This window comes from Devosia indica (assembly GCF_003056405.1).
Taxonomy (GTDB): Bacteria; Pseudomonadota; Alphaproteobacteria; order Rhizobiales; family Devosiaceae; genus Devosia; species Devosia indica.
On sequence record NZ_PYVZ01000001.1, the window covers coordinates 259,966 to 273,498 of the forward strand.

12 protein-coding genes, 1 tRNA gene and 1 pseudogene are annotated in these 13,533 nt (G+C 62.9%); 5 read left to right on the forward strand and 9 right to left on the reverse strand.

Going from position 1 to position 13,533, the window contains the following annotated elements:
* Window positions 1-29: 29 nt before the first annotated feature.
* The 3 genes from DDE76_RS01270 to aptA form a co-directional block, all read right to left on the reverse strand.
* Entirely contained in the window at window positions 30-1,280 is a 1,251-nt protein-coding gene (locus tag DDE76_RS01270; RefSeq protein WP_104892431.1) for a Zn-dependent hydrolase, read from the reverse strand.
* A gap of 161 nt (window positions 1,281-1,441) precedes the next feature.
* Entirely contained in the window at window positions 1,442-2,938 is a 1,497-nt protein-coding gene (locus tag DDE76_RS01275) for a CoA-acylating methylmalonate-semialdehyde dehydrogenase (RefSeq protein WP_104892432.1), read from the reverse strand.
* A 66-nt stretch (window positions 2,939-3,004) separates the two neighbouring features.
* Window positions 3,005-4,333: an omega-aminotransferase AptA gene (aptA, locus tag DDE76_RS01280; protein WP_461382158.1), complete on the reverse strand. Its 1,329-nt coding sequence runs from the start codon at window positions 4,331-4,333 to the stop codon at window positions 3,005-3,007.
* Window positions 4,334-4,457: 124 nt separating this feature from the next.
* On the opposite strand from aptA, the gene DDE76_RS01285 reads away from it, so the two are divergent.
* Window positions 4,458-5,195 carry a TetR family transcriptional regulator C-terminal domain-containing protein gene (locus tag DDE76_RS01285; protein WP_104892434.1) on the forward strand — a complete coding sequence of 246 codons (738 nt, stop codon included), beginning with the start codon at window positions 4,458-4,460 and terminating at the stop codon, window positions 5,193-5,195.
* A 17-nt stretch (window positions 5,196-5,212) separates the two neighbouring features.
* Here the strand turns inward: DDE76_RS01285 and DDE76_RS01290 are convergent, their stop codons facing one another.
* Together DDE76_RS01290 and DDE76_RS01295 are read right to left on the reverse strand one after the other, a co-directional pair.
* Window positions 5,213-6,256 carry a GGDEF domain-containing protein gene (locus DDE76_RS01290; protein ID WP_245891757.1) on the reverse strand — a complete coding sequence of 348 codons (1,044 nt, stop codon included), beginning with the start codon at window positions 6,254-6,256 and terminating at the stop codon, window positions 5,213-5,215.
* Window positions 6,257-6,357: 101 nt separating this feature from the next.
* On the reverse strand, window positions 6,358-6,747 hold the full coding sequence (locus DDE76_RS01295; RefSeq protein WP_104894801.1) for a VOC family protein: 390 nt from the start codon (window positions 6,745-6,747) through the stop codon (window positions 6,358-6,360).
* Window positions 6,748-6,870: 123 nt separating this feature from the next.
* Here DDE76_RS01295 and DDE76_RS01300 point away from each other — a divergent pair, with 123 nt between their 5' ends.
* Entirely contained in the window at window positions 6,871-8,661 is a 1,791-nt protein-coding gene (locus DDE76_RS01300; protein WP_157955613.1) for a hypothetical protein, read from the forward strand.
* A gap of 66 nt (window positions 8,662-8,727) precedes the next feature.
* Here the strand turns inward: DDE76_RS01300 and msrA are convergent, their stop codons facing one another.
* Both msrA and DDE76_RS01310 read right to left on the reverse strand, forming a co-directional pair.
* Window positions 8,728-9,384 carry a peptide-methionine (S)-S-oxide reductase MsrA gene (msrA, locus tag DDE76_RS01305; protein ID WP_104892437.1) on the reverse strand — a complete coding sequence of 219 codons (657 nt, stop codon included), beginning with the start codon at window positions 9,382-9,384 and terminating at the stop codon, window positions 8,728-8,730.
* A 66-nt stretch (window positions 9,385-9,450) separates the two neighbouring features.
* Window positions 9,451-9,774: a hypothetical protein gene (locus DDE76_RS01310; RefSeq protein ID WP_157955614.1), complete on the reverse strand. Its 324-nt coding sequence runs from the start codon at window positions 9,772-9,774 to the stop codon at window positions 9,451-9,453.
* A 268-nt stretch (window positions 9,775-10,042) separates the two neighbouring features.
* Here DDE76_RS01310 and DDE76_RS01315 point away from each other — a divergent pair.
* A tRNA-Ser gene (locus tag DDE76_RS01315) sits at window positions 10,043-10,132 on the forward strand.
* Between the two features lie 186 nt (window positions 10,133-10,318).
* Window positions 10,319-10,531, forward strand: a pseudogene (locus DDE76_RS01320) (IS3 family transposase); the annotation flags it as partial.
* Window positions 10,532-10,668: 137 nt separating this feature from the next.
* Here the strand turns inward: DDE76_RS01320 and DDE76_RS01325 are convergent.
* Both DDE76_RS01325 and DDE76_RS01330 read right to left on the reverse strand, forming a co-directional pair.
* Window positions 10,669-11,382, reverse strand: coding sequence for a DUF4386 domain-containing protein (locus tag DDE76_RS01325; protein WP_157955615.1), 714 nt, complete (start codon window positions 11,380-11,382; stop codon window positions 10,669-10,671).
* Window positions 11,383-11,464: 82 nt separating this feature from the next.
* Entirely contained in the window at window positions 11,465-12,469 is a 1,005-nt protein-coding gene (locus tag DDE76_RS01330; protein WP_104892440.1) for an NAD(P)-dependent alcohol dehydrogenase, read from the reverse strand.
* A gap of 108 nt (window positions 12,470-12,577) precedes the next feature.
* Here DDE76_RS01330 and DDE76_RS01335 point away from each other — a divergent pair, with 108 nt between their 5' ends.
* Window positions 12,578-13,471: a LysR family transcriptional regulator gene (locus DDE76_RS01335; protein ID WP_198650790.1), complete on the forward strand. Its 894-nt coding sequence runs from the start codon at window positions 12,578-12,580 to the stop codon at window positions 13,469-13,471.
* Window positions 13,472-13,533 lie beyond the last annotated feature (62 nt).

Below are 13,533 nucleotides of genomic sequence, written 5' to 3' on the forward strand. Positions count from 1 at the left end.
GCGTCGTGGCGAGCGTGAAATTCCTGAAATTACTCCACGATCTCCGCTGTCTCGACCACGGCGTGGAACAGCACGTCGGCTCCTGCGGTCGCCCATTCCTTGGAAATGTCCTCGGCCTCGTTGTGGCTGAGGCCATCGACGCAGGGGCACATGACCATGGCTGTGGGGTAGAGCCGGTTGATCCAGCAAGCATCGTGCCCGGCGCCCGAGACGATGTTGCGGTGGCTGTAGCCAAGCCGGTCGGCGGCGTCGCGGACGGCCTTGACGCAGTTCTCGTCGAACGTCACCGGATCGAAATGGCCAGTCGGTTCGATGGACAGCCCCAGGCCCAGCTCCTCGGCGATTTTTGCCGCCTCGGCCTCGATCTGCTCGCGCATCGAGGTGAGCTTGTCCAGTTCTGGCGAGCGGATGTCGATGGTGAACACCGCCTTGCCCGGAATGACATTGCGCGAATTGGGATAGACATTGGCCTGCCCCACAGCGCCCACGGCATTGGGCTGATGCGCCATGGCGATGCGGTGCACCGCCTCGGTCACACGGGCCATGCCCAGGCCCGCATTGACGCGCATATTCATCGGGGTCGAGCCGGTATGGGCGTCCTTGCCGGTCAGGGTCACCTCGAGCCACCACAGGCCCTGGCCATGGGTGACGACGCCAATATCCTTGCCCTCGGCCTCAAGGATGGGCCCTTGCTCGATATGCAGCTCGAAAAAGGCGTGCATCTTGCGCGCGCCGACGGCCTCCTCGCCCTTCCAGCCGATGCGTTCGAGCTCATCGCCGAAGCGCAGGCCATTGGCATCGGTGCGGTCATAGGCCCAGTCGAGTTCGTGCATGCCGGCAAAGACGCCCGAGGCCAGCATGGCGGGGGCAAAGCGGGTGCCCTCTTCATTGGTCCAGTTGGTGACGACAATGGGGTGGCGGGTCTTGATGCCCAGATCGTTGAGCGAGCGGATGACTTCGAGCCCGCCCAGCACGCCCAGCACCCCGTCATATTTGCCGCCCGTCGGCTGGGTATCGAGATGGCTGCCGACATAGACCGGCAGGGCATCGGGATCGGTGCCTTCGCGGCGGGCGAACATGGTGCCCATCTGGTCGACGCCCAGGGTCAGCCCGGCCTCCTCGCACCAGCGGGCAAACAGCTCGCGCCCTTCCTTGTCGGCATCGGTCAGGGTCTGGCGGTTATTGCCGCCGGCGACGCCCGGGCCGATCTTGGCCATCTCCATCAGGCTCTCCCAGAGCCGGTCGCCATTGATCCGAAGGTTCTCGCCGGGAGAGGTCATGCTGCTTACTCGTCGTTCAGGTGGTCAAAACAAATGACCCCGCCGTCGCGCAGAGGCGGACGGCAGGGCCGGGAGGATGGTGTATCAGCGCTGTGTTCCCTCTCCGCGCCGGAGAGAGAGTAGGTGGTCAGCGATTTGACTGCGACGCTGACCATCAGTTCCTACTTTACGCTCGGGAAGCTGAATTCGGCGCCGCCCTTGATGCCGGCAGGCCAGCGGGTGGTGACGGTTTTGAGCCGCGTGTAGAAATGCACGCCCTCGGGCCCGTAGATGGAATGGTCGCCGAACAGGCTTCGCTTCCAGCCGCCGAAGGAGTGGTAGGCCACCGGCACCGGGATGGGCACATTGATGCCCACCATGCCCACTTCGATCTTGTCGGCAAATTCGCGGGCGGCGTCGCCGTCGCGGGTGAAGATGGCCGTGCCATTGGCATATTCATGGCCGTGGATCAGATCGACCGCATCCTGGAAGCTGTCGCGGCGGACCACCGACAGCACCGGGCCAAAGATCTCTTCCTTATAGATCTTCATGTCCGGCTCGACATTGTCGAACAGGGTACCGCCAACATAATAGCCTTCTTCATAACCCTGCAGCTTGAAGCCGCGGCCATCAACGACGAGCTTGGCGCCTTCTTCGACGCCGGAATCGATATAGCCCAGGATCTTGTCACGGTGCATCTTGGTGACCACCGGACCCATTTCGGCGTCCTTGTCGGTGGCCGGGCCGATCTTCAAGCTTTCCACGCGGGGTTTGAGCTTGGCAACCAGCGCATCGGCGGTTTCCTTGCCGACGGGCACGGCCACGGAAATGGCCATGCAGCGCTCGCCGGCCGAGCCATAGCCGGCGCCCATCAGCGCATCGGCGGCCTGGTCCAGATCGGCATCGGGCATGATGACCATGTGGTTCTTGGCCCCGCCCAGCGCCTGCATGCGTTTCCCGGCCTTTGTGCCGCGCTGATAGACATATTCAGCGATCGGGGTGGAACCGACAAAAGAGACGGCCTTGATATCGGGATGGTCGAGAATGCCATCGACCATTTCCTTGTCGCCATGCACGACGTTGAGAATACCTTCGGGAAGCCCGGCTTCCATGAAGAGGTTCCAGGCCAGCATGGATGCGGACGGGTCGCGCTCGGAGGGCTTGAGGATGAAGGCATTGCCGCAGGCAATGGCCGCCGGATACATCCACATCGGCACCATGGCCGGGAAGTTGAACGGGGTGATGCCGGCCACGACACCAAGCGGCTGGCGATCCGAATAGCTGTCGATGCTAGGCCCGACATTGCGGGAGAATTCGCCCTTCAAAAGCTGGGGAATGCCGCAGGCGAAATCGACACAGTCGATGCCGCGCGCCACTTCGCCCAGCGCATCGTCATGCACCTTGCCGTGTTCGCGGGAAATCTCGCGGGCGATGTCATGGGCATATTGATCGAGCAGCGCCTTGAACTTGAACATGACGCGGGCGCGCTTCATCGGCGGGGTATTGCCCCAGGCCACTTGTGCCTTGACCGCGCTTTCCACCGCGGCATTGAGCTCGGCCATGGTCGAGAGCGGCAATTCGGCGCTCTGCTCGCCGGTGGCGGGGTTGTACACCGGGACGCGGCGGGTGGATGACGAGACATAGCGCTTGCCGGCGACGGCGTTTTCGATGACGTGCATCAGGGCTTCCCCTCCAGATTGGGAACGTTCATTCTATATTCTTCTGTATAGAATTTTTGTTCCATTCTATTCAAGCGTCTTGAGGATGCCCGACAGGGTCGAGACGATTTCGCCAATCTGGCTCTCCGAGATGATCAGCGGCGGGGAGAGCGCAATGATGTCACCGGTGGTGCGCACGAGCAGGCCCTGCTCATAGGCCTTGAGGAAGGCCGAGAAGGCGCGCTTGGTGGGCGAACCGGCAATGGGTTCGAGCTCGATGGCGCCAACCAGGCCGATATTGCGGATATCGATGACGTGCGGCAGGCCCTTGAGAGAGTGCAGCGCATCTTCCCAGGCCTTGGCCAGCGCCGCACCGCGCGTCAGCAACCCTTCTTCCTTATAGGTGTCGAGCGTGGCCAGCGCCGCGGCCGAGGCGACCGGATTGCCCGAATAGGTATAGCCGTGGAAGAACTCGATCAGATGTTCGGGGCCCTGCATGAAGGTGTCGTGGATCTCGGCCGAGACCATGACCGCGCCCATCGGGATGACACCATTGGTCAGGCCCTTGGCGGTCACCATGATGTCGGGCGTGACGCCGAAATAATCGGCCCCAAAGGGGGTGCCCAGGCGCCCATAGCCGGTGATGACCTCGTCAAAGATCAGCAGAATGCCATGCTTCCTGGTGATCTCACGCAGGCGCTTGAGATAACCCGGGGGCGGAATCAGCACGCCAGTGGAGCCGGCCACAGGCTCGACAATGACGGCGGCAATGGTGGAGGCGTCGTGCAGGGTGACGATGCGTTCGAGCTCGTCGGCGAGATCGGCGCCATGCTCCGGCTCGCCGCGCGAAAAGGCGTTCTTGGCAAGGTCATGGGTATGCGGCATGTGGTCGACGCCAGTGAGCAGCGTGCCGAACATCTTGCGGTTGGTGACGATGCCGCCGACCGAAATGCCGCCGAAATTGACCCCGTGATAAGCGCGTTCGCGGCCGATCAGGCGGGTGCGGCTGCCCTCGCCTTTGACGCGGTGATAGGCCAGCGCGACCTTGAGCGCGGTTTCCACCGATTCGGAACCCGAATTGGTGAACAGCACATGGTCGAGCCCGTCAGGGGCGAGGTCCACCAGGCGATTGGCCAGTTCGAACGCCTTGGGATGGCCCATCTGGAAGGCGGGGGCATAATCGAGCTCACCGGCCTGCCGGGCAATAGCCTCGACGATTTTCGGGCGCGCATGACCGGCATTGACGCACCACAGGCCCGCCGTACCATCGAGCACCTGGCGCCCATCGGAGGTGGTGTAGTGCATGTCCCTGGCGGCCACGAACATGCGTGGTGCCTTCTTGAACTGCCGGTTTGCCGTAAAGGGCATCCAGAACGCGCTGAGATCGTTTGGCGCAACATTGGACGAAGTGGACACGAACGCTCGCTCCCGTTGAATTTGGCCTGGCCTCGTTTTGGGTCTTGACGCGGCGGTCCGAACCCCGGAAATTTTGACCAGTTGGAAAAATGTTAGCATCCCTACACATTCCCGCAAGGCGAAAATGTCCGGAAAAAAACTCAAGGCCGTCGAGCACCCCCCGGTCAGCGCCAGGCGCCAGCACAAGGCCGATGCCAAGGCGGCCGCGACCCATCCGCCATCACGCCAGCGGCCGCTGACCCGCATCCAGAAGGAAAAGCAGGACATCATTCTCGAAGCGGCGCTGGACGTGTTTTCGATGCACGGCTTCCGCGGCTCGACCATCGACCAGATTGCGGAAGTGGCCGGGATGAGCAAGCCGAACCTGCTCTATTATTTCCCGCGCAAGGAAGAAATTCACCGCCGGCTGATCGCCGCGCTGCTCGACACCTGGCTGGCGCCGCTGCGCGATTTTGACGAGAACGGCGACCCGTTCACCGAAATCCGCTCCTATATCAGGCGCAAGCTGGAAATGGCGCGGGACTTTCCGCGCGAAAGCCGGCTGTTCGCCAATGAAATGCTGCAGGGCGCGCCGCGCATCACCGAAATGATCGAGATCGATCTCAAGGCTCTGGTGGACGAAAAGGCCAAGATTTTGCTGACCTGGATGGACCAGGGCAGGCTGGCCCGCACCGATCCCTATCATTTGATCTTTTCGATCTGGGCGACCACGCAGCATTATGCCGATTTCGACGTGCAGGTGCGGGCCGTCCTGGGCAAGGGGCGCAATGGTGAAGGGCGATTTGAGGATGCGGCGCGCTATCTCGAACAGCTGTTCATGCACGGCCTGTCGCCCAAGCCGCGCGTGAACGGATCAGCCTAGACCCGCCGCAACGGCATTCAGGCGCTTTGCGCCAATTGTTCCGACCGGGGACCGTCGCCCGCCAGACTGTCGCGCGGTTCGGGCCTGGTCTCGCCGGTAAAACAGAACGCGCCGCCATCGTGGCGCTTGGCTTCGTAGAGCGCCCGGTCGGCCTGTTTGAGCAACGCGGCCGCCGGCTCGCCGAGCCCGTTTGGCACAATCCCAAGGCTCACGCCCACGCTGACATTCCAGCCCACCGAGGCGAGCGGCGCACCGATGGCGGCGATACAATCGCGCGCCAGGTGGACAAGATCCTTGCGGTGATTGCGATACACGATGGCGACGAACTCGTCGCCGCCGATCCGGGCCAGAAATTCGCCCGGCAGCAATTGGGCTGCCAGTCTCTGCGCCACTTCGATCAGCGCCAGGTCGCCGGCATGATGCCCGAACAGGTCGTTGACCGGCTTGAACCGGTCGAGATCCAGGGCCAACACGGAAAAACTCCTGTCGCCATCGGCGAGCCGGGACAATTCCCCTTCGAGCGCCAGGCGATTGGGCAGGCCGGTCAGATGATCACGCAGGGCCTGACGTTGCGCGGCAATGCGTTGATGTTCGATGCGCCGCACATGACCCAGCATGGCCACGAGACACGCCAATACGCTGCAGATCAGCACCAGCATGAGCGGCACGCGCAGCGGAGCATAGGTATTGAACAGGTAGAGGCCCGGCCGCTCGGCGGTCCAGGTGAGGAAGTGACTGCCTAGCGGGCCGGAGAGCAGCGGCAAGGATTGCTGGGACTCCTCGATGGCAACCGCGGGCGACAGCGCAAGATTGCGCAGGCCGGCCACCTGCCCCAGGCGCTCGAGGGCGGGCGTGATCTGATCTGGCTGCAGGGCCACCAGGATGTCGGCAATTTGGGCGGCCCGCGCCCGCTCATCGGCCATTGATAGGCTGTCGGTTGTCTGCATGACATGCAGTGTCGAGGCGATCAGCACGGCCCCGGCCAGCAGGGCGCCCAGAAATGCGCCAAGCACCAGCCGCCGGATAGGCGCCAGTGCCTTGGCCGGGTCGGACTCCGGCAAAGTTAATAATTTGTTAATTTTCGCGTCCACTGCGCAGACCCTGCATCCAAGCCCATCCTGACCCGGTAATGGTTGGCAAGTGGTTAGCGCGACATGTCTTTTCACATGTTTGAAGCTTCGGGCCGCACCAGCGCCATCAGGGCCAGCGGCCGCTTTTCCGGGTCGGCAAAGAACGCCAGCCATTCCTCAGCGCCATCGGCATGCCGATGCACAGCATGCGGCGGCTGGAGGAATGCGACCCCCTTGGCTACCAGATCGGCATGAGCCGCCTTGATGTCGGCAACGCGGAAATAAAGGATCGATTCGGCACTGGCGTCCTCGCTTTGCTGCAAATAGAGCCTGATGCCGCCGGCATCGAAAAACGCCATACCCTGGGCCTCGATCAGCAAGGGCAGGCCGAGCACATCGCCATACCAGGCCTTGGCCGCGGCAATGTCCTTTACGGTGCGGGCGATCTGGCCGATGGGGCCCAGAAATGCCGCCAGGGTCATGTCATGCTCCTCGATTTCTGCCACAGTATAGACCGGCTTCGCATTTGTGCCGCAACGGGCCCTGCACACGCCATTAACGCGTGCCGGGCCATGCTTGACGCCAGGACGCAGAGAGAACGCATCATGCCAGAGCCGAGCACAAGCACACTGGGCCGCAAGGACTGGTTGTGGCTCGTGGGAGTCTGGGCGCTGGTCGCCGCCACCCTATTGTGGCGCAGCGTGAATGGCAGCGCCGGTGTGCCGCTGTTTCTCGACACCGATGACGCCATGCGCATGGTGGTGGTGCGCGATTTTCTCGACGGACAGGGCTGGTACGATCTGGTCCAGCATCGGCTCAACACCCCGTTTGGCGCCGAAATCCACTGGTCACGACTGGTCGATCTGCCGCTGGCCGGACTGGTCTGGCTGGCGCGCCAAATCACCGATGTCAGACAGGCCGGGTGGGTAGCCGGCATGGCCTGGCCGCTCTTGCTGCTTGGCGTGCTGCTCTGGCTCAGCGCCCGCACGACGCTGGAGCTGGTGGGGCGGCCCGGCTTGCTGCCGGGGTTTGTGCTGCCGATCCTCAGCCCCGCGATTCTCGCCGAATTTTCGCCCGGCCGGGTCGACCACCACAATGTCATCATCGTTTTGACCATGGCCACGCTGCTGGCCAGCCTTGTGGCGCTGCGCCGTTCCGGCGCCGCCTGGATCGCCGGGTTGTGTGCGGCGCTGGCGCTGTCGATCGCCCTTGAAGCGGTGCCGGTCATGCTGGCTGCAATCCTGGCCTTTGGCCTGAGCTATGTCGCCGACCCGGCCCGCGCCGGCAATCTGATGCGGTTCGGCTTGGGCCTTGGCGGCGGGTTGGCGGGCCTGCTGATGCTGGCCCGTCCACCCGGACGCTGGCTGGAGGCGGCCTGCGACATGATCTCGCCGGTCTATGTCTTAGCGGGCGCGCTGGTGGGGCTGGTTTTTGTGCTGGTGGCGCGCCTGCCCGCGCCGCGCCGGGCCTGGCAGCGGCTGGGGCTGCTGGCCGGGCTCGGGCTTGCCGCAGGCGCTCTCGTGAGCCTGGTCTATCCGCAATGCCTGGGCGGCCCTTATGCGGCGCTCGATCCCTGGCTGCAGGACAACTGGATCGGCGCCATTATCGAAGCCAAGCCCTGGCATGCCTCGCTACCCGAACTGCCAGCCTATGCCATCACCTTGGGCGCGCCGGTTTTTCTGGGGCTGATCGCAGCGGCCCTGGCCTTTCGCGCGACACCGGAAAAGCGGCTGGGCTGGCTGACGCTGCTGGTGTTTCTGGTGCTCACCATGGTGGTCATGCTGGCGCAGATCCGGGGCGCGCGGCTGGCCATTTTGCCCACTATCCCGGCTGCGGCCTGGCTGATCGCAATGGCGCAGCAGCGCTATCTGGCCCGCCGCCAATTGCTGCCTGGCCTGTCGCTTGCCGCTGCCTGGCTGGTATTTTCCGGGATGATCCTCAGTGTCGTGGTGTCCAGCGTGGTCAATCTGCTGCCCGATGGGCGGGCGCAGCTGGTCAGCGCGACCCGCGCCAGCAAGTTGCCCTGCCTTGCCGGTGACGCCTTTGCCGATCTGCGCGGTCTGCCGCCGGAACGCGTGATGACGCCGATTGATCTGGGCGCGCACCTGCTGCTTGAAACACCACATGGCGTGGTTGCCGCGCCCTATCATCGCAATGAAGCGGGCGTGCTGGACGCTTTCCGTTTCTTCAATCAGCCGGTGAGCGAAGCCCGGCAGATTGCCACCGACCGTGGCCTGGGGCTGCTGGTCACCTGCCCGGCCATGCCCGAAATGCAGGGCACCGGTCTTGGCGAGCCCAACACCGTCTTGAGCCTGCTCGCCGCCGGCACGCCGCCGGACTGGCTGGAGGAGGTCTCCGTTGGCGGACCGCTCAAGGTCTATGCAATCCTGCCATAGCGGATGCGAAAAAGGCGCCCCGGCAAGCCGGGACGCCCTCTGACAGATGGTGATCTAGACGGCGCGCTATTCTGCGGCCACGCCGGTGCCGATGGGGCAGCTCACCCCGGTTCCGGCCAGGCCGCAATAGCCATTGGGGTTCTTGGCCAGATATTGCTGGTGATAGGTCTCGGCAAAATAGAATGGTCCGGCCGGGGCGATTTCGGTGGTGATCTTTCCCAGCCCACGGGCGTCGAGCGCCCGCTGATAGGCGGCGCGGCTGTTCTCGACGATTGCGGCCTGTTCGGGCGTGGTCGTGTAGATCGCCGAGCGATATTGGGTGCCCACGTCATTGCCCTGGCGCATGCCCTGGGTCGGGTCATGCTCTTCCCAGAAGCTCTTGAGGAGGGTGTCGAGGCTGATCGCAGTGGGGTCATAGACCACCTTGACCGCCTCGGTATGGCCGGTGCGGCCCGAGCAGACCTCTTCATAGCTCGGATTGGGCGTATGCCCGCCCTGATAGCCCACGGCGGTGACATGGACACCGGGCAGTTTCCAGAACAGGCGCTCGGCGCCCCAGAAACAGCCCAGGCCAAAATAGATGGTTTCAGCCCCGGCCGGATAAGGCCCTTTGAGCGCCTGCCCATTGACGAAATGGCCCTGTGTTATGGGCATCACCTCGTCGCGGCCCGGGAGAGCCTCGGCGGGTGTGGGGATCGTGGTCGGCTTTTGACGGAAGAACATCAGTTGCTCCTTTCAGCCCTCAATTCGGTGACGAGCGCAAAATGGTTACGCCGGCTCAGATATGCATCAAAACTGCTCTTGGCGCAGAAAGCGTTCGCGACGCGGCCGGCGACCGGCCAGCGCAATGACAATACCGGGCAGGCCAAGAACGGCAAAGGCCGGATAAGTCAGAAGCGCCTGCATGGCCGCATCAAGCAGATCGGCAAAAAAGCGGCTTTCGAAAAACCCGCTCACCGCGGCCAGACTTGGCGGATGAAGCTGGGTCCAGGCGTCACCCAGGCTGGTAAAGACCAGCGCATTGGCTGCCAATGACTTGGTGCCGTCAACCACAAGAAGAACCAGCGCCAAGCCAATCAGCCAGGTGCCCAATATTCTCAAGACAAGCCGCATCTACATTCCCTGTGCCTGACTTGATCAAGTCGAACCGGCCCTGGTTCGTTCCGCTGCCGGGCACAAACGCCTTGTGCCATGCAGAAGGGCGCGCCACAAGCTGGCGGTTGCTTTGCCAATATCGTTATCCGGGCCGTCAAAAACAATCGGGGACGCGCCAAAGTGATCCCTTGCGCCGCAAACGATGATGAGTATATTGCGCCTCGCTCGCAGCGGCCCTCAGGGGACCCGCGATCCCGGCCTTTCCAGACCGGGCATGAAGCGATGCGGAGAGGTGGCCGAGTGGTCGAAGGCGCACGCCTGGAAAGTGTGTAGGCGGGGAACCGTCTCAAGGGTTCGAATCCCTTTCTCTCCGCCATTTCCAAGTCACTGAAATTGCTAGGGCCGATTGCGAGTCGCCAGTCGGATTCCGTCACAGCATCCTGTCACAGCCGATTGGATGTTTGTGCCTTGCATAGGTCTGTCGCATCCTTGGTTCACCGGCGAGGTCCGGTCTTCTGGTTTCGAAAATCTGTGCCAGTCGACCTGATCGATCGCCAGGGCAAATCGGCGCGGCAACTGCCACGACACTGCGGTGGCCGAGCGCTTCTTCAATCTGCTCAAGCGCGAGAGGATCAGGCGTCGGACCTGTCGGACACGGGACGAAGCGCGCCAGGATGTGTTCGATTACATCGGGATGTTCTACAACCCGACCCGCAAGCATGTCCGCAACGACATGCTCTCACCCGTCGAGTTCGAACGGCGACACCAGATCTAACCCCGAAGGTGTTTACAGAACGCCGGGCTATTCAAACTCACGTGACGGCAATTGGGTCAAAACGTCGTCAGGTCGCGAAGAACATCCGACGGCGTGAAGTGCTTGGGTGACTCGAGTGAGGGTTGATGGACACCGGCCTAGTTGCGGCGCCCAGCGGATTTCGGCCCCGCGCCAACCAGCAGCCAAATCGCGAACGCCAGTTCGGCGATCAGGGGTATGAGGTAGGCAAAGGTTATGACGATCGGCTGATCGCCGGTCAGCAGGGTAAACCCGCTCCCGGAAAGATAGACCAGGCCCGATGCGGCAATTCCCAATCCGACCAGACGGGGTGCAATGCCCGAGCGCAGGATCAACCAGGCCGTCAGCAGGCAGTTGATTCCGAAGAAGATGAGGCCGAGGTCATAACCTTGCCCCTGCAATTCGAGCAATGCCTGCACTGCCCAGGCGAGTTTTTCGGCTCCGAAAGCCTCGGTAAAGTGCTCCCCGCGCAGCAGCACCATAGCGGCCACCTGAAACAGGAGGTTTGCGGCAAGCACGATAGCCTGCGTCAGGCGCAGGATCATCGCAGCCAGCGCCACACGCGGCGCTACCTGGCGAAACAGCAGGTAGAGCAGGATACCCACTGCAATATCGCTCAGGATCATGCCGATATCGGCGGCGAGGCTGAGTGAGAAGACCCCGCTGGATGCCATGATATTGGCGAGCGTTTGCGGGCCGTTGTCCGGCGCGATCAGCATTTCACGAACCGCCATTTCGCTCCAGATGCCCAGGGCGATAATGGCGAGATAGAACAGACCCGCGACACGGGTGATGCTCTTGTTGGAGCGGTTTTCCTGGTCAAGGGCGACCATGATGGTGTCCTCCGTTGAACTGTTGGGGATGGACTGGCCGCTCAGGCGGCCAGCGTTGTGATGTATCCGTGAGGGTAGGAAGTTACTCGGCTGCGAGGATCGCCACGTCGTGGTGGTCAACCTCGAGCACGACATTGCCGCGCTTGTGGCCGCTCTGGACGTATTCATGGGCTTCGGCGATCTGGTCGAGGCCATAGCGCCGGTCGATGATGGTCTTGAGCGCACCGTCCTCGATCAGGGTTTTGACTTCCGCCAGGCGACTGCTGAGTTCGGCATGCGGCAAGAGCCCCGTGGCCGAGAACCTGGCCTTCCTGCGTCCAAATTTCCCGGTCCACAACATGCGGAACAACAGACCCAGACCAAGAACCGGCGAGAGATAGACGCCATCGGCCGTCAGCGCCCGTTTGGCCTTGCCAAACGGCACCTTGCCCACCGTATCGAAGATCACGTCATAGGCGCCACGCCGCCGGGTGAAATCCTCTGCCGCATAATCGATGACATGATCGGCACCAAGGTCGCGCAGGAAACCCAGATTGCGCCGGCTCGCCACCGCGGTGACTTCGGCACCCAGATGCTTGGCCAGTTGCACCGCAGAGGTGCCAAGGCCACCCGCTGCGCCGTTGATCAGCACCTTTTGTCCCGGCTGGATCGTCACCAGCCGCGTCAGGAAATTGTGCACGGTGAGCGCGCCATCGGTCACCGGCGCCGCCTCTTCATAAGACATGGTCATCGGAATTGTCTGGATGATCCCGTCTTCTGGCACGGTCACGAACTGGGCGTGGGCGTGAAATCCAACGGTTGTCTCTCCGAACACATCGTCGCCGACCGCAAAGCGGGTCACAGCCCGCCCGACAGCTTCAACCTTGCCGGCAAAGGCCGTGCCGGGCACCGCGGCCTTGGGCTTGCGCAGCCCCAGGAACAGCCTGCCGAACAGGGGCTTGCCCGTCCGCATCATCACGTCGGCCTGGGTTACGGCGCTGGCATAAATCTTTACAAGGACCTCATTGTCCTTGGGGGCTGGCCGTTCGATCTCCCGAATGCTCAGGACGTCCGGACCGCCATAGGCCTTGGCAATGACCGCTTTCATCTGTCGTCTCCTTTTGGATGCACCATCGCGGTGCCGATGGCCAAGAGGTACGGCAGACACGCCCTCTGCAGAATTGACTAATTCCTGTATTCCGATATGCACATTTGCATGGATTGGCGATCTGTCAGATTTGACTGGAACCGCGCCCGGGCCTTTCTGGTCACGGCCGAAGAGGGCTCGTTGTCGGCCGCTGCCCGCGCATTGGGCATGGCGCAGCCGACGCTTGGCCGCCAGGTCGAGGCCTTGCAGGAAGAACTGGGCGTGGTGCTCTTTGAGCGTACCGGCCGGGGTCTCGAACTCACCCCCAGTGGCCTTGAGCTGCTCGAGCATGTGCGCACCATGGGCGAGGCGGCGGGGCGCCTCTCGCTCGGCGCATCGGGACGGGCACAGGCGCTCGAGGGCAACATCGCCATCACCGCCAGCGAGATCGACGCGGCCTATCTGCTGCCCCCGATCATCGAGAAGCTGCGCCGCACCGCCACCGGCCTGACCGTGGACCTCATTGCCAAGAACTCCGCCGCAGACCTGCGCCGCCGTGAGGCCGACATTGCCATCCGCAATTTCCGTCCCGACCAGCCCGAGCTGATTGCCCGCAAGATCAAGGACGTTGCTGCACGGCTCTATGTGTCGGAGGTCTATCTCGAACGCTTCGCCAAGCCGCTGGGCTTGGAAACGGTCGCTGAAGCGGACTTCATCAGCCTCTGGTCGCCCGATAGCTATCTGGCTGCACTGGTGGGGGCGGGCCTGCCCGTCGACCGCAGCAACCTGACCATCCTGGCGGACAGCCATCTGGTCCATTGGGAACTGCTCAAGGCCGGCCTGGGTATTGGCATGGTCCCCGAATTTCTCGGCGAAACCACGCCCGGCATCGTCCGCGCCCTGGAGGGCGCCTACACACCCTTTCAATTCCCGATCTGGCTGACCACGCATCGCGAACTCAATACCTCCCGGAGGGTCCGCATGGTGTTCGACTTCCTCGCAGAAGAACTTGGTAACATTTAGCGCATCCCAGGTTCTGTTCCCGCCACCCCCGGTGCGTGGTCGTTGAATACCTTTTTCGTCCG

Coding starts and splice junctions, on each gene's coding strand:
- DDE76_RS01295 (WP_104894801.1), bottom strand. CDS start 6,747: ATGACCCTGGCGGCATTTCTGGGCCCCATCGGCCAGATCGCCCGCACC.
- DDE76_RS01275 (WP_104892432.1), bottom strand. CDS start 2,938: ATGCACGTCATCGAAAACGCCGTCGCCGGCAAGCGCTATGTCTCGTCA.
- DDE76_RS01285 (WP_104892434.1), top strand. CDS start 4,458: ATGTCCGGAAAAAAACTCAAGGCCGTCGAGCACCCCCCGGTCAGCGCC.
- DDE76_RS01330 (WP_104892440.1), bottom strand. CDS start 12,469: ATGAAAGCGGTCATTGCCAAGGCCTATGGCGGTCCGGACGTCCTGAGC.
- DDE76_RS01310 (WP_157955614.1), bottom strand. CDS start 9,774: ATGCGGCTTGTCTTGAGAATATTGGGCACCTGGCTGATTGGCTTGGCG.
- msrA (WP_104892437.1), bottom strand. CDS start 9,384: ATGTTCTTCCGTCAAAAGCCGACCACGATCCCCACACCCGCCGAGGCT.
- DDE76_RS01300 (WP_157955613.1), top strand. CDS start 6,871: ATGCCAGAGCCGAGCACAAGCACACTGGGCCGCAAGGACTGGTTGTGG.
- DDE76_RS01325 (WP_157955615.1), bottom strand. CDS start 11,382: ATGGTCGCCCTTGACCAGGAAAACCGCTCCAACAAGAGCATCACCCGT.
- DDE76_RS01335 (WP_198650790.1), top strand. CDS start 12,578: ATGGATTGGCGATCTGTCAGATTTGACTGGAACCGCGCCCGGGCCTTT.
- DDE76_RS01270 (WP_104892431.1), bottom strand. CDS start 1,280: ATGACCTCTCCCGGCGAGAACCTTCGGATCAATGGCGACCGGCTCTGG.